The sequence below is a fragment of the Isoptericola sp. NPDC058082 genome (assembly GCF_042885055.1).
GTDB lineage: Bacteria > Actinomycetota > Actinomycetes > Actinomycetales > Cellulomonadaceae > Isoptericola.
This window is the reverse complement of sequence record NZ_JBHVSQ010000010.1, coordinates 112,233-131,172: the sequence shown is the minus strand read 5'-3', so window position 1 is coordinate 131,172 and position 18,940 is coordinate 112,233. Positions and strand designations below refer to the sequence as shown.

Annotated in this window: 19 protein-coding genes; 11 read left to right on the top strand and 8 right to left on the bottom strand. The window is 76.5% G+C overall.

Annotation, left to right across the window (positions count from 1 at the left end; genetic code table 11):
- Positions 1 to 12 precede the first annotated feature (12 nt).
- The gene (locus ACFVS0_RS14740) at positions 13 to 975 is read right to left on the bottom strand and encodes an MBL fold metallo-hydrolase (RefSeq protein WP_430588371.1); all 963 of its coding nucleotides are present in this window, start codon (positions 973 to 975) and stop codon (positions 13 to 15) included.
- 218 nt (positions 976 to 1,193) lie between these two features.
- Here ACFVS0_RS14740 and ACFVS0_RS14735 point away from each other — a divergent pair, with 218 nt between their 5' ends.
- Positions 1,194 to 2,111 carry a serine protein kinase RIO gene (locus ACFVS0_RS14735; protein WP_430588370.1) on the top strand — a complete coding sequence of 306 codons (918 nt, stop codon included), beginning with the start codon at positions 1,194 to 1,196 and terminating at the stop codon, positions 2,109 to 2,111.
- A 9-nt stretch (positions 2,112 to 2,120) separates the two neighbouring features.
- Here the strand turns inward: ACFVS0_RS14735 and ACFVS0_RS14730 are convergent, their stop codons facing one another.
- On the bottom strand, positions 2,121 to 2,780 hold the full coding sequence (locus ACFVS0_RS14730) for a hypothetical protein (RefSeq protein ID WP_430588369.1): 660 nt from the start codon (positions 2,778 to 2,780) through the stop codon (positions 2,121 to 2,123).
- A gap of 35 nt (positions 2,781 to 2,815) precedes the next feature.
- Between ACFVS0_RS14730 and ACFVS0_RS14725 the strand changes: the two genes are divergently transcribed.
- The 3 genes from ACFVS0_RS14725 to ACFVS0_RS14715 all read left to right on the top strand — a co-directional run bounded on the left by ACFVS0_RS14725 (position 2,816) and on the right by ACFVS0_RS14715 (position 4,395).
- Positions 2,816 to 3,214 (top strand): hypothetical protein, encoded by a 399-nt coding sequence (locus ACFVS0_RS14725; protein WP_430588368.1) that lies wholly within the window; start codon positions 2,816 to 2,818, stop codon positions 3,212 to 3,214.
- Positions 3,215 to 3,286: 72 nt separating this feature from the next.
- On the top strand, positions 3,287 to 3,934 hold the full coding sequence (locus ACFVS0_RS14720) for an SRPBCC family protein (protein WP_430551821.1): 648 nt from the start codon (positions 3,287 to 3,289) through the stop codon (positions 3,932 to 3,934).
- Positions 3,934 to 4,395, top strand: coding sequence for an ArsR/SmtB family transcription factor (locus ACFVS0_RS14715; protein WP_430551820.1), 462 nt, complete (start codon positions 3,934 to 3,936; stop codon positions 4,393 to 4,395). Before ACFVS0_RS14720 ends, ACFVS0_RS14715 begins: the two co-directional genes overlap by 1 nt.
- 25 nt (positions 4,396 to 4,420) lie before the next feature.
- Here the strand turns inward: ACFVS0_RS14715 and ACFVS0_RS14710 are convergent, their stop codons facing one another.
- The 4 genes from ACFVS0_RS14710 to ACFVS0_RS14695 are packed head-to-tail and all read right to left on the bottom strand — an operon-like array spanning position 4,421 to position 11,429.
- Positions 4,421 to 5,026, bottom strand: coding sequence for a GNAT family N-acetyltransferase (locus ACFVS0_RS14710; RefSeq protein WP_430551819.1), 606 nt, complete (start codon positions 5,024 to 5,026; stop codon positions 4,421 to 4,423).
- Positions 5,027 to 5,075: 49 nt separating this feature from the next.
- Positions 5,076 to 8,888, bottom strand: coding sequence for an error-prone DNA polymerase (locus tag ACFVS0_RS14705; protein WP_430588367.1), 3,813 nt, complete (start codon positions 8,886 to 8,888; stop codon positions 5,076 to 5,078).
- Entirely contained in the window at positions 8,881 to 10,611 is a 1,731-nt protein-coding gene (locus ACFVS0_RS14700; protein WP_430586559.1) for a DNA polymerase Y family protein, read from the bottom strand. Before ACFVS0_RS14700 ends, ACFVS0_RS14705 begins: the two co-directional genes overlap by 8 nt.
- Positions 10,611 to 11,429, bottom strand: a complete 819-nt coding sequence (locus tag ACFVS0_RS14695; protein WP_430588366.1) for a hypothetical protein — start codon at positions 11,427 to 11,429, stop codon at positions 10,611 to 10,613. The genes ACFVS0_RS14700 and ACFVS0_RS14695 overlap by 1 nt, the downstream gene beginning before the upstream one ends.
- Before the next feature lie 280 nt (positions 11,430 to 11,709).
- Here ACFVS0_RS14695 and ACFVS0_RS14690 point away from each other — a divergent pair, with 280 nt between their 5' ends.
- The 5 genes from ACFVS0_RS14690 (at position 11,710) to ACFVS0_RS14670 (ending at position 15,028) form a co-directional block, all read left to right on the top strand.
- Positions 11,710 to 12,825 (top strand): alcohol dehydrogenase catalytic domain-containing protein, encoded by a 1,116-nt coding sequence (locus tag ACFVS0_RS14690; protein WP_430586561.1) that lies wholly within the window; start codon positions 11,710 to 11,712, stop codon positions 12,823 to 12,825.
- Entirely contained in the window at positions 12,822 to 13,604 is a 783-nt protein-coding gene (gene fabG, locus ACFVS0_RS14685; protein ID WP_430588365.1) for a 3-oxoacyl-ACP reductase FabG, read from the top strand. Before ACFVS0_RS14690 ends, fabG begins: the two co-directional genes overlap by 4 nt.
- A complete protein-coding gene (locus ACFVS0_RS14680; RefSeq protein ID WP_430588364.1) occupies positions 13,601 to 14,065 on the top strand; it encodes a MaoC family dehydratase in 465 nt (154 codons plus the stop codon). Before fabG ends, ACFVS0_RS14680 begins: the two co-directional genes overlap by 4 nt.
- A gap of 58 nt (positions 14,066 to 14,123) precedes the next feature.
- Positions 14,124 to 14,324, top strand: coding sequence for a hypothetical protein (locus ACFVS0_RS14675; RefSeq protein WP_430588363.1), 201 nt, complete (start codon positions 14,124 to 14,126; stop codon positions 14,322 to 14,324).
- A gap of 218 nt (positions 14,325 to 14,542) precedes the next feature.
- A complete protein-coding gene (locus ACFVS0_RS14670; RefSeq protein WP_430563749.1) occupies positions 14,543 to 15,028 on the top strand; it encodes a pyridoxamine 5'-phosphate oxidase family protein in 486 nt (161 codons plus the stop codon).
- 3 nt (positions 15,029 to 15,031) lie between these two features.
- Here ACFVS0_RS14670 and ACFVS0_RS14665 read toward each other — a convergent pair whose 3' ends face one another.
- Positions 15,032 to 16,258: an acetyl-CoA C-acetyltransferase gene (locus ACFVS0_RS14665; protein ID WP_430588362.1), complete on the bottom strand. Its 1,227-nt coding sequence runs from the start codon at positions 16,256 to 16,258 to the stop codon at positions 15,032 to 15,034.
- 65 nt (positions 16,259 to 16,323) lie between these two features.
- Positions 16,324 to 17,568 carry an acyl-CoA dehydrogenase family protein gene (locus ACFVS0_RS14660; RefSeq protein WP_430551808.1) on the bottom strand — a complete coding sequence of 415 codons (1,245 nt, stop codon included), beginning with the start codon at positions 17,566 to 17,568 and terminating at the stop codon, positions 16,324 to 16,326.
- A 99-nt stretch (positions 17,569 to 17,667) separates the two neighbouring features.
- On the opposite strand from ACFVS0_RS14660, the gene ACFVS0_RS14655 reads away from it, so the two are divergent.
- Together ACFVS0_RS14655 and ACFVS0_RS14650 are read left to right on the top strand one after the other, a co-directional pair.
- Positions 17,668 to 18,387, top strand: coding sequence for a QsdR family transcriptional regulator (locus tag ACFVS0_RS14655; protein ID WP_430551807.1), 720 nt, complete (start codon positions 17,668 to 17,670; stop codon positions 18,385 to 18,387).
- A 41-nt stretch (positions 18,388 to 18,428) separates the two neighbouring features.
- Positions 18,429 to 18,830 (top strand): acyl-CoA thioesterase, encoded by a 402-nt coding sequence (locus ACFVS0_RS14650; protein ID WP_430588361.1) that lies wholly within the window; start codon positions 18,429 to 18,431, stop codon positions 18,828 to 18,830.
- Positions 18,831 to 18,940: the final 110 nt, after the last annotated feature.

The window sequence follows — 18,940 nt, the reverse complement described above, 5'->3', positions numbered from 1 at the left end:
GGCACGCCCGCGTCAGCGCGCCAGCGCGGCACGCAGCCTGCGGTCCTCCTCCGCGGCCCCCGGCAGCACCAGTCGCGGGTCGTCGACGGCGTGGCCCGCCAGCACCGCGTCGAGGTAGCGAAGGTCGGCGTCGAGGCGGGCCACCGCGTCCGCCGTCGGCGTCCCGTGCCCCGGTACGACGACGGCGCACCGGGCCGCGTACGGCGCGAGCCGGTCCAGCCCGGCGAGGTAGCGCTCGACGTCGCGCACCGCGCTGCCCTCCCTGCTCGCCTCCCTGCTCGCCTCCCTGCTCACCTCCGAGCCCGCCACCGAGCCCGCCACCGAGCCCGCCTCCGTGTTCGCCTCCGTGCTCGCCACAGTGCCGCCGCCCGCGATCTCGTCGAGCGGCAGCGGGAGCTCGACGTCGCTCAGCACGTCCCCCGCCACCAGCACGCGGCTGCGGGGCAGCCAGAGCGCGCCGTGCCCGGGGGCATGGCCGTCGTGGACCACGAGCTCGGTGGGCGGCAGGACGCCGTCCGGGTCGGGGACGCCACGCTCGCCCGCCGGGACGGGCGCGACGCGCCCCAGGAGGTCGAGCACCTCGGCCGGGTGCCCGGCTCCCCCGTACCTCCCGGCGTCGGCGCGCGCCTCCGTCAGCAGCCGTGGACGCTCCCGCCGAGCGACCAGCGCCGCTGGCGCCGTCGCCCAGCGCGGCACCTCGGGGCCGAGACGCGGGTGCCACAGGAGGTGGTCGTGGTGGGCGTGCGTCGAGTACCCGGCGACGAGCCGGCCGCCCCGGGCGCTCGTCTCGTCGGCGACCGCCACGAGCTCGTCGGCCTCCCACGCCGGGTCGACCAGGAGCGCCGCGCGACCGTCGTCGACGGCGCCGCCCCCGGGAGCGAGCACCAAGGTGGTCGTGGTGCGCAGCCGCCGGGCGGTGCGGACCAGGACGTCCTCGACGCCCGGGACACCCTCCACGACCGGTACGAACCCCATCCCCGCACCCTACGGACGAAAAAGACGTGGACCGCCGCGGGCGGCCCCTGCCATGCTCCCCGCAGGCGGCACGCGATCGGCGCGGGCCCGCACGTGAAGGAGGGCAGACCGATGGACGACGTCGTCTCGCGCGCCCTCCCGGAGGCTCTCCGGCGGGCGGACACCACCCGATCCTGAGGGGCCGCGCCCGAGCTCCTCGACCTGAGCAGGAGTCTCGCGTGCACCAGCACACCCCCTCGACCTTCCCCTTCTCCCCCGCCTCATCCCCCGGTTCCTTCGAGGCAGACCTCGGCGTCGAGCTCCCCGTGGAGCCCGGCCCCGACCAGCGGTGGTCCACCTGGACCGCCGTCACCAAGGGCCAACGCGGCCCCGAGCCCCGTCCCGACTGGGTCGTCACCGCCGACGCCGCGCTCGACACCGAGCTCGGCGTGCTCAAGACCGGCAAGGAGGCGGACGTCTTCCTCGTCGAGCGCGCCGTGCCCGACGACCCGACCCGTCGCAGCCTGCTGGCCGCCAAGCGGTACCGCGGTCGCGACCACCGCCAGTTCCACCGGGACGGCGAGTACACCGACGGGCGGCGCGTGCGCCGCACCCGCGACCAGCGCGCCATCGAGGACCGCAAGTCCTCGTGGGGCAAGGCCGTCGCCGCGACCCAGTGGGCGGACGCCGAGTTCCTCGCCCTGTCCCGCCTGTGGGACGCCGGCGCCCCCGTGCCCTACCCCGTGCAGATCGACGGCACCGAGCTGCTGCTCGAGTTCGTCGGCCGCGAGTCGGCGGACGGCACGGTCGAGGCCGCGCCGCGCCTCGCCCGCACCCGCCCCGACCCGTCGCTCCTCGCCGACTGGTTCGAACAGCTGCGGCACGGGATGGGCGTCATCGCACGGCTCGGGTGGGCGCACGGCGACCTGTCGCCGTACAACATCCTGGTCGACGGCACCGGCGAGGACGGCACGCCGGACGACGGCGGCCGCCTCGTGATCATCGACCTGCCCCAGGTCGTGGACCTCGTGGCGAACCCGTTCGGCGCGGAGCTGCTGCACCGCGACTGCCGGAACGTGTGCACGTGGTTCGCGTCCCGCGGCCTCGACGCGGACCCGGACGTGCTGTTCGCCGATGTCTTCGCCCAGGCCTGGTGACGGCGCCCGTCAGCCGCCCGCGTCGACGGAGTTGTCCGGAGCGCCGTCGCAGGGCGGCAGGTCGCCGCGCTCCACGGTGCCGGGATCCACGGGCGTGACCTCGACGAGCGCGGCGAGCTCGCCGCTCGTCGGCACGTGGACGTTCCCGGCCGCCTCGCGCAGCGCCTCGTGGTCGGCGGAGCTCCCGGAGACCCGCACGAGTACGCCGTCGCGCACGACGGCGTACTCCTCCGCGTCCCCGGCCGTCCTGCGGAGCGCCCCGTCCTCCTCGACGCACGTCACGGGCCCGCCGACCTCGCCCCCGCCGACGTCCATGACCGCGACGGTCGCGCAGTCGTCCGCGGTCATCGCTCCCTCGACGGCCGAGAACATGAACGTGTGCCCGGCCCGGCCGCCGAACTGGACGGAGAAGCCGTCGGCGCCGAAGACCCCGGCGGCGGACGGCACCGCCTCGAACCCGTCAGCCGCCGTCGTCAGCACGTACTGCGGGGCGGCACCCCAGAGCTCGGCCGCCTCGGCGACCTGCTCGCCGGTCGCGGGGGCGTCCCAGACGCCGGACGACGACGGCCCGGAACCCCCGGCCGGGTCGGCGCACCCGCTCGCGGACAGGCCCACGGCCAGCAGGGCGACGACGGCGGGCGCCAGGGCTCGCGCGTGACGGCGGCTCATGGGCGCCGATCATGCCACGGGGCTACCGTGATCGGATGGCGGATCCGACGGGCTCGTACGACGGCGAGGCGCTCGCCTCCTTCCTCGCGGACCTGGGCCTGGTCCTCGGCGCGGAGGACCTCGAGGCGGTCACCGACCGCTACGACCTGCCCGCCCTCCTCGTCGACCAGGAGGGCTCGACCGTCCTCACGGCCCCCGAGGACGTGCTCGGCCTGTGGAGGCAGCGCCCGGCCGCCCCGCGGGCACGCGAGGCCGTCGCGGCGCTGCCCGAGCTCGTGGCCGTCGAGGAGGTCGGCTGGGCCCTGCTGTGGATCGAGGTCCGCTGGTCGTACCGGGACGAGCTCGCCGCCGAGATCGCCGACGAGAGGTGCCGCTACCTCCTGCGGCGCGGACGCGGGACCTTCGAGATCTGCGTCGTCGCTCCCCTGGACTGACGCCGTCCGCCTCTTCCCCCGGGCGTCGGCACGTGGTTATATATAAGCGTCCGCTTATATCAAGGAGTCGCCATGACCATCACCATCGACCCGGTCGCCACCGCGGGGCTCGTGGCGCGGGAGATCCGCACCGGCGAGCGGGACGGCACGCCCACGAAGATCGCCGTCGCCCGCCGCGCCTACGCCACGGACCGTGACGACCTGTGGGACGCCGTCACCTCCGCCGCACGCATCCCCCGCTGGTTCCTGCCCGTCAGCGGCGACCTGACCGTCGGCGGGCGCTACCAGCTCGAGGGGAATGCCGGAGGCATCGTCGAGCGCTGCGACGCCCCCGCGAGCTTCGCCGTCACCTGGGAGTTCGGCGGCTCCGTCTCGTGGCTGACCGTCGCCCTGACGGACGACGGCGACAGCACCGTCCTCGAGCTCGTGCACGAGGCCGTCGTCCCCCAGGAGCTCTGGGACCAGTACGGCCCGGGCGCCACCGGCGTCGGCTGGGACCTCGGCCTCGTCGGGCTGGGGCTGCACGTCGCGGACCCGACCGGCGCGATCGACCCGAAGGCCGCGGAGGCCTGGTCGCTCTCGCCCGAGGGCGTCGCGTTCTCCCGGCTCGCCGCCGCGGGCTGGGCCGACGCCGCGATCGCCGACGGGGACGACCCGGACGCCGCCCGCGCGGCGGCCGAGCGCACGGTCGCCTTCTACACCACGGTGCCGGAGGCCTGATGCCGCGCGCCGCGGCGTCGGCGGGGGCAGCCCCCGAGGCCCTGGGGGTCGCACGGCCCGCGCCGCGCGGCCCCGTCGAAGCCCTGCCGCGGGGTCCGTTCGAGGCTCTGGGCGACCCCGTGCGGCGGCGCCTGCTCGAGCTGCTCGCCGGCGGCGAGCGACCCGCGGGCGCGCTCGTCGACGCCCTGCGCGCGGAGACCCGCATCTCGCAGCCGGCCGTCTCGCAGCACCTGCGGGTGCTGCGGGACGCGCGTCTCGTCACCGTCCGGGCCGAGGGCGCGCGCCGTCTCTACGCCGTCGACGACGCCGGGCTCGACGTCGTGCGCCTGTGGCTGGCGCGCTTCGGCGACCCGTTCGCCCAGCCGCTCGACGCCCTCGAGACCGAGGTCGCCCGCGGCCGGCGGGCCCGACGCCGCGCCACGAGCCCCCGCGAGGAGGACGCCGCGGACAGGACGGGCTGAGCCGGGCCGTCCACGACCCGGTCGGTCAAGGGAGCAGCTCCCGGCGCATGACCCACCGCGGCAGGCGGCCGCTCGTCGCGGACGTGTCGCCGACCCGGTCGAAGCCCACGGACTCGAACAGGCCCACCGTGCCCACGAACGCCGCGCCGACCGGGACGCGGCGCCCCGGCTCGGGCTCCACCGGGAACCCCTGGACGGCGTGCGCCCCGTGGTCGCGGGCGTAGTCCACGGACGCGGCCAGGAGGGCTCGGGCGACGCCGCGGCGGCGGTACCCGGGCCGGACGACGAAGCACATCACGGCCCACGTCGTCGGCCACTCGGCGGGGTCGACGCGAGGCAGCACCCGGCTGTGCTGGAGCGACGACGACGCGGACACCGGCGCGAGGCCCACCCATCCCACGACCGTCTCGTCGCCACGTCCCGGGTCGGGGAGGAGCGCGAGGAGCCCGGGTGCCGGGGTCCGGCCGGTCAGGTCGCGCAGGTGGTCGCGACGCCCGTCGGCGGGCAGCCCGCGCGGCTGGCGCCAGTGCAGGCACCAGCACGCCTGCGGCCGGCCGCGCGGGTTGAGCATCGTCACCACGTCGTCGAACCGGTCTGCCCCGGCCGGAGCGACCCGGAGCCCGGAGATCATGCCCGCCAGGCTAGGCACCGGACCGGCCCGCCGCCCGCGGGGCGTGTGGTCACCGGAAGTCCCGCGACCGGGTCGCCACGGGCAGCCGCAGCGGCGCGAGGTGCTCCGCGAGCAGGTTGACCGCCCCGTCGGCACTCTCCACCCGGCCCCGGACCACCATCGCGGGGGCGCCGCGCGCCACGGTCCGGAAGCGGCGCCACAGCCCCGCCGTGCAGATGACGTTGAGCAGCCCCGTCTCGTCCTCGAGCGACAGGAACGTCACGCCGCCCGCCGTGCCCGGGCGCTGCCGGTGCGTCACGACGCCGCCCACCGCCACCCGCCGGCCGGGCTCCGTGGCGCACACCCCGGCGACGGTGAGCACCCCCGCCCGCTCCAGCCCGTCGCGCACGTGCTCCAGCGGCGACGTCGAGCCGGGCGTGATGCCCGTGGCCCAGGCGTCGGCGACGTCCGTCTCGACCGGGGTCATGCCCGGCAGCGTCGGGGCGTCGACCCCCACGGACACTCCCGGCAACGTGCCCGGCCCCTCCTGGCCGAGCGCCCCGGCCGCCCACAGCGCCTCCCGACGTCCGGCGCCGAGGCCCTCCGTGGCCCCGGCGGTCGCGAGCGCCTCCAGCTGGGCGGTGCTGAGCCCGACCCGGCGGGCCAGGTCGCGCAGGTCGCGGAACGGGCCCCGCTCCTCCCGCTCCGCGACCATCTGCTCGGCCAGGTCGTCCCCGATGCTCCGCACCGCCGACAACCCCAGCCGGACGGCCAGCGCCGGGTCGGGCGCCGGCCCGAAATCGTCATGCTCGGAAGGCGGGGACGGCGGTTCCGCCCGCGAGAGCCGAGGGAGCGAAGCGACCGAATCATTCTCGCGGGCGGAGCCGTCGTCCCCGCCTTCCGCCGAACGCTCCACGCAGGCCAGCGCGCGGGAGGCGTTGACGTCCGGCCGCAGCACCTGCACCCCGTGCCGGCGCGCGTCGGCGGCCAGCGACTGCGGCGAGTAGAACCCCATGGGCTGCGCGGCCAGGAGGCCGGCGTAGAACGCGGCGGGATGGTGCACCTTGAGCCAGGAGCTCGCGTACACGAGGTAGGCGAACGAGTAGGCGTGCGACTCGGGGAACCCGAAGTCGGCGAACGCCTTGAGCTTGTCGTAGATCTCCTCGCGCACGGCCGGGTCGTCCACCCCCTTCGCCCGCATCCCCTCCATGAGGCGCCCGCGCAGGGCCTCCATCCGCTCGACCGACCGCTTGGAGCCCATCGCCCGGCGCAGCCGGTCGGACTCGGCAGGGGTGAAGCCGGCCACGTCGATCGCCATCTGCATGAGCTGCTCCTGGAACAGCGGCACCCCCTTGGTCTTGCCGAGGGAGCTCTCCAGCAGCGGGTGCAGGTACGTCACCTTCTCCCTGCCCCGCGCCCGCTCGATGTACGGGTGCACGGAGCCGCCCTGGATGGGACCGGGCCGGATGAGCGCGACCTCGATGACGATGTCGTAGAACGTCCGCGGCTGCAGGCGCGGCAGGGTGGCCATCTGGGCGCGCGACTCCACCTGGAACACCCCGACCGTGTCGGCGGCGCACAGCAGGTCGTAGACCGCCGGGTCGTCGTCGGGCAGGCCGTGCAGCGTGAGCCGCTCGCCGGTGTGCGCCTCGATCGAGTCGAACGCGTACCGGATGGCGGTGAGCATCCCCAGACCCAGCAGGTCGAACTTCACCAGCCCGGCGTCCGCGCAGTCCTCCTTGTCCCACTGCAGCACCGTGCGCCCCTCCATCCGCGCCCACTCCACGGGGCAGACCTCGATCACCGGGCGGTCGCACATGACCATCCCGCCGGAGTGGATGCCCAGGTGGCGCGGCAGGCGCAGCATGCGCTCGGCCAGGTCGAGCACCGGGCCGGGGATCTGCCCCTCCTCCTGCGCCGACGGGGGGCGCTGCGCGGGCACGACGTCGTGGGCGTCGTCGGCGCGGCGCACCTCGCCCTCGTCCGTCGCGAGCGGGTCCACGACCCGCCGGCGGCCCTCGTCGCCGTCGGGCCGGGGGCCCTGCCGGTGGCCGAGCTGGCCGAGCGTCGGCGACCAGTCGCGGCGGCCGCGCCCCGGCTGGTGACCCGCGTGCGGGCGGTCGGCGCGGCCCCCGCCCTGTCCTCCCTGTCCTCCCTGTCCGAGCTGTCCGTCCGGGAGCGTCTCCGCCGGCCCCCACAGCGCGGCCACGCGCGCGTCCTTGGCCGCCGTCCGGTTCTCCGGTGCGCCCGCCGCCGCCCGCGCGGCCCCGGCCGCGGCGTCGGCCGCCGGGCTGGCCGGGTCCGGCCCGCGCAGCGACCCCCAGCGCTCGATGGACTTGCTCCAGGCGTCCTGCTGCCCGACGTCGTAGCCGAGCGCGCGGGCCGCGTCGCGCACGGCCGATCGCGGCCGGTAGGAGATGACGTTCGCGACCTGCGCCGCGTGCGTGCGCCCGAACGTCGCGTAGACGTGCTGGATGACCTCCTCGCGGCGCCCGGACTCGATGTCGATGTCGATGTCCGGCGGGCCGTCGCGCTCGGGCGCGAGGAAGCGCTCGAACAGCAGGCCGTGCTTCACGGCGTCGACCGCGGTGATGCCGAGCGCGTAGCAGACCGCCGAGTTGGCGGCGCTCCCGCGCCCCTGGCACAGGATGCCCTCCCGGCGGCAGAACTCCACGAGGTCGTAGACGACGAGGAAGTACCCGGGGAAGGTCAGCTCCTCGATGACGCGCAGCTCGTGGTCGATCTGCGCCCAGGCGCGCTCGTCACCGGGGACGCCGGGGGCGGGGCGCGGCCCGTACCGGTCGGTGGCGCCCCGCCGCACCAGCTCGCGCAGCCAGCTGGCCTCGTCGTGCCCGTCCGGCACCGGGTAGGGGGGCAGGTCCGGCGCCACCAGGCGCAGGTCGAAGGCGCACTCCGCCGCGAGCCCCGCCGCCGTGGAGACGGCCCGCGGGTGGCGCCGGTGCAGCGCCCGCATCTCGGCGGCCGAGCGCAGGTGTGCGACCGGGGCACCGGGCAGCCAGCCGTCCAGGCCGTCCAGCGAGGAGCGCGCCCGCACGGCGGCGAGCGCGCCCGCCAGGTCGGCGTCGCGCGGGCGGGCGTAGTGCGCGTTCGCGGTCGCGACGACCGGCAGGCGCGCGTCGTGGGCCAGGCCGACGAGCGCGTCGTGCAGGTCGGCGTCCCGCGGGTCCCCGGTCGCGGTCAGCTCGACGGCCACGTTGTCGCGGCCGAACGTGGCGACCAGCAGGTCGAGCTCGCGCCGCGCCGCGTCGACGCCGCCCGCGGGGGCGGTGAGCGCGCGTCGGACGGCCCCCTTGCGGCACCCGGTGAGCACGAGCCACTCGCCGCTGGCCTCGGCCCCGAGGCCCTCGAGGTCGTACCGGGCCTTGCCCTTGACCCCCGCCTCCAGGTGGGCGGTCGCGATCGCGCGGGACAGGTTGCGGTAGCCCTGGTCGCCGCGCGCCAGCACCAGCAGGTGGGTGGCGCGCGGGTCGGGGACGCCGGTGGGCGGGTCGAGCACCGGCCGGCTCCCGGCGGTGCCCGGCGCCGCGCCGGGGGTCGCGGGAGCCGGCAGGTGCAGCTCGGCCCCGAAGACCGTGGGCAGCCCCACCTTCCGCGCGGCCTCCGCGAAGCGCACCACCCCGTACAGCCCGTCGTGGTCGGTCAGGGCCAGCGCCTCCAGCCCGAGGCGCGCGCCCTCGGCCGCCAGCTCCTCCGGGTGGGACGCGCCGTCGAGGAAGCTGAACGCCGAGTGGGCGTGCAGCTCGGCGTACCCGCCGGTCGTCCGCTCAGTCGTCGCCCTCTGATGACCGAGACTGCGGTTCCGCTCCTGGCGCGCACCTCGTCCCTCGGCCCCCACCCTCCGCTGCACCTCCGCCTCAGTCATAGAACGCCTCCACCTGCCACACGCCGCCGGTCTGCGCCAGCAGCAGCGCCCGCCCGTCGTCGAGCACCGCCTGCAGGTAGACGCGGCGCGCGCCCCCGCCCCCGGACCACCAGCGCTCGGCGAGCGGCCAGGGACCCGCCCATCCCGTCACCGCGACCGGCCCCCTGCTCCCGCCCGTGTCCCCGCACGCGACGGCGGCGGGCTCGCCGCTCATCGCGAGCCGGGCGTCCACGACGACGTCGTGCCCCGCGGCGTCGAGCACCCGAGCGGGCACCGGGTCGTCCGGCAGCCCGGCGGGCGCGGGGCTGGGCAGGGCGCCCGGCCAGGGCAGCCCGGGGTCGCGACCCGCGCCCCCCTCCGTGCCGAAGGGCACGAGCCGCACCCGGTCGCGGGGCCCGCGGCCGCCCTGCAGCTCCACCGTGAGCACGGCGTGCCCGCCGAGCAGGCCCTGCACCCGCCCGAGCGCCCGCCGGGCACGTTCCCCCTCGCCCGCGTCCGCGCCCCACAGGCCCGGCTGGTGGGTGGTCGCCGGGACGACGTCCTCCGCCGCCAGCGCCAGGTGCGCGATCGGCGCGACGATCGGGTCGGCCTCACCCCCGCGCCGGGTGGACGCCGCGGTCAACCAGCCCTCGAGCTGCCACCGCACGCGGTCCGTGATCCGCGCCGCGCTCATCCCGCCGGCCGCGGCGTCGTCCGTGCGCCACACGCGCTCCAGCACGGCGCCCTCGCCGTCCCCGCCCACGGCCCCGCCGACGTCGTCCCCGCCGAGGTCGACGCCCGCCGTGCGCGCGGTGATCCGCAGCCGCCCGCAGGCCAGCCCGCGCACGGCGAGCAGGTCGTGCAGCGCGGTGGCCAGGCGGCGCGCGGCGAAGGTCGCGACGTCGACCCGCAGCGCGGGCGGGTCGAGCTCCTCCGCGACGGCCAGGTCCTCCTCGATGCGACGTCGCGCCGGCGGGCGCAGGTCGTCGCCGCGGGCCAGCCGCTGCGCCCAGGCGCCGAGGTCGCCGAACCGCGCCTGCACGCTCGCGGCGGGCAGGGCCGCCAGGTCGCCGAGGGTGCGCAGGCCGAGCCGCCACCACAGCCCGGCCGCCTCCCGGACGGCGGCCACCCCGGCCGGGTCGCAGACGGCGTGCACCAGCTCCCCCACCGGGCGGTCCGAGAGGAACGCCGCGGACCCTCCCGGGGGCACGACGGCGTCCTCGCGGGCGGCGAGCACCGCCGCGAGCAGCCCGTCGGCGACGCCCACCTGGCTCTCGTGCCCGGTGCGCGCGGCGACGGCGCCCACCAGGGCCTGCGCCAGCGCGAGCTCGGAGCCGTGGTAGCGCGCCGCCCCGCCCGCCGGCAGCAGGAGCAGCCCCGGGCGGGCCACCTCCAGGCCCGCCACCACCGTCTCGGCCGCGAGCGCCACCGGCTCGAACTCCCGCGCGTCGCGGGCGTCGTCGGCCGCCAGCAGCGCCACCTCGGGGCACCGCTCCTGCGCCTGCCGACGCCGCATCCCGCGCCGCACCCCCTGGGCGCGGGCGACGGCGGAGACGGCCACGACGGTGTGCCCCGCACCCGCCCCGCCGCCCGACCGGGCGCCGAGCACCGCCGCGGGGACGTGCGCGTCCAGGCCGGCGCCCGCCAGCGCCGCCACCACCGGCCAGTCCGGGACCCACAGCACGGCCGTCCGCGAGGTCGCCCCGGCCGGGGCCGCCCCGGACGAGGCCTTCCCGCCCGCCATCACGCCACCCGCAGCCGAGCCGGCGCTGCGGGGTCGTGCGCACCGGCGAGCACGCCGGCGCCCGGTGCCGTGCCCACCGCGTCGGGGCCGCCGACCACGCGCTCCACCCGCAGCGGCACGTCCACCTCGACCTCGACGGGCCGGGCGGCGGCCCCGCGACCGGTGCGCCGCACGCGCAGGGTGCGGCGGCGCAGCCAGCCCGCCCCGTGGTCGACGCCGGACCAGGTGCCGCCCCGCGCGTCGAGGGTGACGTGCGCGCCGGGCCACGACGCCTGCGCCACCAGCACCGCGCCCCGCTCCCGGGCGCGCGCTGCCAGGCGGCGCCGGTCGGAGTCGAGCAGGGCGGCGCCCGGGCCGACGACCACCACGTCCATCCCGTCGAGCAGCGCGGCGAGGGCCGCCGGCGCGTCCGGGCCCGGGGCGGGGACGAGCACGGTCCGCCCGAGCGCGACCCCGGCGTCCGCGGCGGCCAGCATCCCGACGCCCGGCGCCCCGACGAGCGCGACCCACGCCCCGGACCGCGACGCCTCCGCCAGCAGCGCGAGCAGGAGCGTCGTCGAGCCGCGGACGGCGAGCACCGTGCCCGCGGCCAGCCCGCCGTCGGGCAGGAGGGCCGACAACCCCGGGTGCACCGGCAGCAGGCGGCCGCCCGGCACCGTCGCGCGGCCGCCGCCGAGGCGCTCGCCGGTGCGGGGGGCGGCGCGGGGAGAGGTGCGCTGCTCCGCCGCCCGCAGCGCGGCCCGCGCGACGGCGGCCCGGTCGACCGGGCGGTCGGACAGCGGCTGGGCCGCGGTACGCGGCGGGGCGACGACCGTCACGCGACCTCCCCCCGAGCTGCGCCGGGCGACGCCCGGCGGACCACGACCAGCGACGACCAGCAACGACCGCCCGACGACGGCACGACCGCGATCACCATGTTCGAACATCTGTTCGAACACTGCCAGTAGACGTCGCGGCGGCGGCCGCTGTCAACCGCGCAGGTCGGCCGCACGGACTCCCCGCTCGTGTACGCTGCTCCCGACATACCGCGTAGTCGGTATGTCGGGTGGACGGGCTCCCGGGAGCAGACTGGGGCCCTCATCGACGAGGAGGTCGACCGTGCAGATCGTGGGCGCCGTGCTGGACCGCACCGGAGCACCCCCGCCGTACGCCTCCTCCGGAGCGCTGCGCACCAGCACGCTCGACCTCGACCCGCCCGGGCCGGGCGAGCTCCTGGTCCGCATCGAGGCCGCGGGGCTGTGCCACTCCGACCTGAGCGTCGTGGACGGCAGCCGCGAGCGCCCCGTCCCCATGCTCCTCGGCCACGAGGCCGCCGGGATCGTGGAGGCGGTCGGCGAGGGCGTCGAGGACGTCGCCCCGGGCCGCCGCGTCGTCCTGACGTTCCTGCCGCGGTGCGGGAGCTGCGCCGCCTGCGCCACCGACGGCCGGCTGCCCTGCACGGTCGGCAGTGCCGCCAACGCCGCCGGCACCCTGGTGGGCGGCGCGGTGCGGCTGCGCCGCGGCTCCGCCCCCGTCCACCACCACCTGGGCGTCAGCGCCTTCGCCACCCACACCGTCGTGCACCGCACCTCCGTGGTCCCGGTGGACGACGACGTGCCCGCCGACGTCGCCGCCCTGCTGGGCTGCGCGGTCCTCACCGGCGGCGGCGCCGTGATCAACGCCGGCCGCCCGGCTCCCGGCGACCGCGTGGCCGTCGTCGGGCTCGGCGGGGTGGGGATGGCCGCGCTGCTCGTCGCGCTCGCCCTGGGGCACGAGGTGCTCGGCGTCGACCCGGTGCCCGCCAAGCTCGAGCTGGCGCGCGGCTTCGGCGCTGCGGCCGCCACGCCTGCCATGGCTCTCGACGACGGCGCACGGGCGCCCGTCGTCGTCGAGGCCGCTGGGTCGGCGCGCGCGTTCGAGACCGCGCTGGCGCTCACCGCGCCCGGCGGCACCACCGTGACGGCCGGGCTGCCCGGCCCCGACGCCCGCGCGTCCGTCGCGCCGCTGACCCTGACGGCCGAGGCCCGCACGGTCGTGGGCTCCTACCTCGGGTCGTCCGTGCCGAGCCGCGACGTCCCGCGGTACGTCGACCTCTGGCGGGCGGGCCGCCTGCCGCTCGAATCACTCGTCTCGGCCCGCATCGGGCTCGAGGACCTGCCGGCCGCCCTGGACCGGCTCGCCGCCGGCGCCGAGCTGCGCCAGCTCATCACCTTCGACGAGAGGATCACCGCATGACCGCCACCGCCGACTCCACCTCGCGCGCCACCCCGCGCGTCGCCGTCGTCACCGGGGCCGCCCGCGGCATCGGGGCCGCGACCGCCCGCCGCCTGGCCGCCGACGGCCACGCCGTCGCCGTCCTCGACCTCCTGGAGGAGCAGGCCGCCGCGACGGCCGCCGACATCGTCGCCGGCGGCGGGCGCGCGATCGGCCTCGGCGTGGACGTGGCCGACGCCCCGGCGGTCGAGGCTGCCGTCGCCCGCGTGACGGACGAGCTCGGCGCGCCGACGATCCTGGTGAACAACGCCGGGATCCTGCGCGACAACCTGCTGTTCAAGATGTCCGAGGACGACTGGGACGCCGTGCTGCGCGTGCACCTGCGCGGCGCGTTCGTCGCGACGCGGGCCGTGCAGGCGCACATGGTCGCCGCGGGCTGGGGCCGCGTCGTCAACCTGTCCAGCACGTCCGCGCTCGGCAACCGCGGCCAGGCGAACTACTCCGCCGCCAAGGCGGGCATGCAGGGGTTCACCAAGACGCTCGCGATCGAGCTGGGCAAGTTCGGCGTCACCGCCAACGCCGTGGCGCCCGGCGTCATCGCCACCGACATGATCGCCGAGACCGCCGAGCGCATCGGCATGACGCCCGAGGAGTTCCACGCCGCGGCGGCCAAGGACGTGCCGGTCGGCCGCGTGGGCCGGCCGGAGGACATCGCCGCCGCCGTGGCGTTCTTCTGCTCCGAGGAGGCGTCGTTCGTCTCGGGCCAGGTGCTCTACGTCGCCGGCGGGCCGAAGGCGTGACCGCGGCCATCCAGGTCTCCTCCCCCGCCGCGCTGGCCGACGCCGTCGGGCAGCGGGCCACGGGCGAGTGGTTCACGATCGCGCAGGAGCGCATCGACGCGTTCGCGGACGCCACCGAGGACCTCCAGTGGATCCACGTCGACCCGTGGCGCGCCGCCGACGGCCCGTTCGGCACGACGATCGCGCACGGGTTCCTCACCCTGTCGCTGCTGCCCCGGCTGGTGTCGTCGCTGGTCGAGGTGGGCGGCGTCGCGATGGCGATGAACTACGGCCTGGACAAGGTGCGCTTCCTGCATCCCGTGCCCGTCGGCTCGCGCGTCCGCGCGACGACGGAGCTCACCGGCGCCGAGACCGTCGCCCAGGGCGTGCGGCTGGCCTCGACCGTCACCGTCGAGATCGAGGGGGTCGACAAGCCGGCGCTCGTCGCGCAGACGCTGGCGCTGTACGTCCCCGAGGTGTGAGCACCTGTCCTGCCCGGCCAGAGCGGTCGGGCAGGACGCGCGGGGTCATCCTCACGGTATGACCACGCCGGTGGAGATGACGACGATCAAGGTGCCGACCGCGGTGCGCGACCGACTCGAGGCGCGCGCGGAGGCGCAGCACATGACCCAGGGCGAGGCGCTCGAACGGCTTCTCGACGAGGCGGGCGACGAGAACATCCAGGCCTACATCACCGACGCCATGGACTCCTGGGGCGAGGCTCTGGAACGACTCGCGTGACGAGGTACGTCACCCTGACCGACGCCCTCGCCGTCGTCGACCGCAACGCCCGGCTCGTGCGCGACCTCGGCCTCCTGGACTCCGTGTGCCAGCCCGAGGGCACGCATGGATCGGCCAACCGGCTGCACCCGCTGCACGGACGGGAACGAGCGCCTGTCACTGATCCTCGTGCACGTCCACCACGCCATGAACGGGCACCGGTCGGGCAGGATGCTGCCATGACGACGAACCCGCAGGTCGCCCCCGGTCCCCGCCCGCGCGACCAGCGCCGGGCCGACACCCTGGCGATCCTCCGCACCCCGGCGCGGGACGTGTGGGTCGCCACCGCCTCGGTGTCCCCCGACGGCACGCCCGTGCCCTACCTGGTCCCGCTCTCGCTGGCGTGGGTCGACGACCGGGTCGTCCTCGCGCTCGAGGCGACGTCGCGGACGGGCCGCAACCTGCTCGCCACCGGCACCGTGCGCCTCTCGCTCGGGGCGACGCGCGACGTCGTCATGATCGACGCCGTCCTCGAGCGCTCGGTCCGGGTCGCGGAGGCGCCGCCGGAGCTCGCCGAGGGCTACGCCGCGCAGGCGGACTGGGACCCGCGCCCGGGCGGCGAGCACGACGTCTACCTCGTGCTGCTCCCGCGGCGCGTCCAGGCCTGGCGCGAGGTGGACGAGCTGGCCGGCCGCACCCTCATGCGCGACGGCGAGTGGCTCTGAGCGCTACCCGACCCGCTCCAGCACCATCGCCATGCCCTGCCCGCCGCCGACGCACATGGTCTCCAGCCCGTAGCGGCCGCCCGACACCTCGAGCCCGTTGATGAGCGTCGAGGTGATGCGGGCGCCGGTCATGCCGAACGGGTGCCCGACGGCGATGGCCCCGCCGTGGACGTTGAGCCGCTCGTCCTCGATGCCCAGCTCGAGGGCCGACGCGATGACCTGCGCGGCGAACGCCTCGTTGATCTCGACGAGGTCCATGTCGTCGATCCCGAGGCCCGCGCGGGCGAGCGCCTGGCGGCTCGCCCCGACCGGCCCCAGGCCCATGATCTCGGGCGACAGGCCCGTGACACCGGTCGACACGATGCGCGCCAGCGGCGTCAGGCCGAGCTCGTCGACGACGCGGCCGGAGACCACGACGACGGCCGCGGCGCCGTCGTTGAGCGGGCACGCGTTGCCCGCGGTGACCGTGCCGTCGGGGCGGAACACCGGGTCGAGGGTCGCGAGCCTCTCGACCGTCGTGCCGGGGCGCGGGCCGTCGTCCGCGGACACCACCGTGCCGTCGTCGAGCGTGACGGGCGTGATGTCCCGCGCCCAGAAGCCGTCGGCGTTCGCCGCCTCGGCGCGCTGCTGGCTGCGCGCCGCGAACTCGTCCTGGTCGCGGCGCGAGATGCCGCGCAGGTCCGCGACGTTCTCCGCCGTCTGCCCCATCGCGACGTACGCGTCCGGCAGGGCCCCGTCGGCGCGCGGGTCGGTCCAGGTCCCGGCGCCGCCGACGGCGCGCTTCGCCGTGCGCTCCAGCGCGTCGGCGAAGCGGGGGTTGGTGAGGTCGACGCCGGGGATCTCGTCGCTCGACCCGACGGCCATGCCGCTCACGGACTCGACGCCGGCGGACACGAAGACGTCGCCCTCCCCCGCCCTGATGGCGTGGAACGCCATGCGCGTGGTCTGCAGGCTGGAGGAGCAGTAGCGGGTCACGGTGGTGCCGGGCACGGAGTCCCAGCCGTTCAGCACGGCCACGACGCGGGCCATGTTCATCCCCTGCCGGCCGCCGGGCAGCCCGCAGCCCAGCAGCAGGTCGTCGATGCGCGCCGGGTCGAGCCCCGGCACCTGCTCGACGGCCGCGGCCACCATCCGCGCGGCGAGGTCGTCGGCGCGGACGTCCTTGAGCGAGCCCTTGTGCGCGCGGCCGATCGGCGAGCGCGCGGTGGCGACGATGTACGCCTCGGTCATGTCGTGTCTCCTTGGGGTCGGTGCGGTCGGTGCGGCTCGGTGGTGCGAGGGAGCGGGCGGGCCGCTCAGACGAACGCCGCGTGGCCGGTGATCTCGCGGCCGACGATGAGGTTGTTCATGTCCCGGGTGCCCTCGAACGTGTACACGGCCTCCGCGTCGGCGAAGTACCGCGCCACGCCGGTGTCGAGGGTGATGCCGTTGCCGCCGCAGGCCTCGCGGCACAGCGCGACGGTCTCGCGCATGCGGGTGGTGACGAAGGACTTGGCCATCGCGGCGTGCGCGTCGCGCTGGGTCCCGGCGTCCTGCAGCTGGGCCACGCGCACGCACATGGCGAAGCTCGCGGTGACGTTCGCGTACGCCGTGGCGAGCTTGTCCTGGATCAGCTGGTAGCTGGCGATCGGGTGGCCGAACTGCTCGCGCTGCCTCGTGTAGGCCACGGCCGCCTCGTAGGCGCCGACCATGGTGCCGAGCGCCTGCCAGGACACGCCGTCGCGGGTCACGCGCAGCACCTGCGCGACGTCGCGGAAGCGGTCGATGCGCTGCAGCCGGTCGGCCTCGGCGACCTCCACGCCGTCGAGCACGATGTCCGCGTTCTGCACGATGCGCAGCGACTGCTTGCGCTCGATCTTGGTGGCGGTGAAGCCCGGCGTCCCCTTCCGGACGAGGAAGCCCTTGACCTGGTCGTCGGCGGTGTCCTTGGCCCAGACCACGACGACGTCGGCGAAGGTCGCGTTGCCGATCCAGCGCTTGGCGCCGTGCAGCGTCCAGGTGTCGCCGTGGCGGGTGGCGGTGGTGCGCAGCCCCTTGGCCGTGTCGGAGCCGGAGAGCGGCTCGGTGAGGCCGAAGGCGCCGATGACGTCGCCGCTCGCCATCGGGGGCAGCCACTGCGCGCGCTGCTCGGGCGAGCCGCCGAGGCCGATCGCGCTCATCGCGAGCCCGGAGGACACGCCGATGAAGGTGCAGAACGAGGAGTCCACCCGGGCGAGCTCCATGCCGATCCAGCCGCGGAACACGGCCGAGCTCTCGAACGGCGCGCACTCGGGCCACGCCGCCCCCACCGTGCCCAGCTCGGCGAAGGGCTTGAAGAGGTGGACGGGGCACTCCGCGCGCTCCCAGTAGTCGTCCGCGAGGGGTCGCACCTCGCGCTCCATGAACTCGCGCACGGCGAGGACCGCCTCCTGCTCCCGGGGGGTGAGCAGGTCCTGGAAGCCGTAGAAGTCGGCGTCGAGCACCGCGGGGCCGGTGGTCGGGCCGGTGGGGGTGCCGGTGGTCGTGCCGGCGGTCGTGGGGACCGGGGAGGTGAACGTCATCGTTGCTCCGATCGTCGTCGAACGCGACCAGTGTGCACCCCCGTGCATCATTTTCCAAGATGTTGCACGAACCCCGGGCCTCGACACTAGGCTGCGGTCATGCCGGACAGCGCCACGAGCACCCCGACCGCCATTCACGACGACGGGCACGACGACGGGCACGACGGCGCGCCGATCGCGACCGTCGGCCTCGAGGCCGCGCCCACGCCGCTGTCCCTGCGCCTGGCGCCCGGCGCCCACGCCGACGCACGGCGCGCGTTCGACCTCGCGCGCGAGACGTTCGTCGCGGGCCGGCGCCTCGACATGGGCCCCCTGTCCACGAGCCTCGGCGTCGACCGGACGTCCGTGTTCCGGTGGGTCGGCAACCGCGACGCGCTGCTCACCGAGGTGCTGTGGTCCCTCGCCGTCCCGACGCTGGTCCAGGCCGACCGCGCGACGGCGTCCGAGCGCGGGGCGGAGCGGGTCGCCGATCTCCTCACGCACTTCGCGGGCGACCTCATCGCCGCCCCCTACTTCCGGGACTTCCTCGCCCGCGAGCCCGCGCGCGCCCTGCGGCTGCTCACCACCAAGGCCAGCCCCATCCAGCACCGTTTCCTCGCGACCTGCGAGTGGCTGGTGCGCACCCATCTCGGCGACTCGCCGTTCGACGGCGACGGCGGGGGCGGGAGCGGCATCGACCCGGCGTCGCTCGCCTACCTGCTGGTCCGGGTCTCCGAGTCGTTCACCTATGCCGACCTCATCACGGGCGAGACGCCCGAGGCGGGCCGCGCCGCCGTCGCGTTCCGACACCTGCTGCGGGTGCCGTCGACCCCCGCCTGACCCTCCCGCCGAACCTGTCCCCTGCGACCTCTGGAGCACCGATGCCCCGCGCCCGCCACCCGTTCCCGCTGCGGTGGAACGACAACGACCAGTACGGCCACGTCAACAACACCGTCTACTACGCCGCGATGGACACCGCCGTGAACGCGTGGATGATCGCCCACGGCGGGCTGGACCCGCGCGGCGACGTGATCGGCCTGTGCGTGGCGTCGTCGTGCGAGTTCCGCGCCCCGGCGTCGTACCCCGAGGAGCTGGAGGTCGGGATCGGCGTGGAGCGCCTGGGGCGCACCAGCCTCACGTGGGACCTGCACGTGCTCCGGGCCGGCGGCGACGAGCCGATCGCCGTCGGCCGGTTCACGCACGTGTTCGTCGACGAGCCGTCCCGGCGGCCGGTGCCCGTGCCGGACGGCGTCCGGCAGGCGGTCGTCACGCTCCAGGACTGACCGGCGACCGACCGGAACAGCCCCCGCGCGCACCCCGGGACGACCTGGTCGCACCACATACCGACTGCGCGGTATGCTCGCTCGAGCCCCGGGACGATCCGGGTCGACGG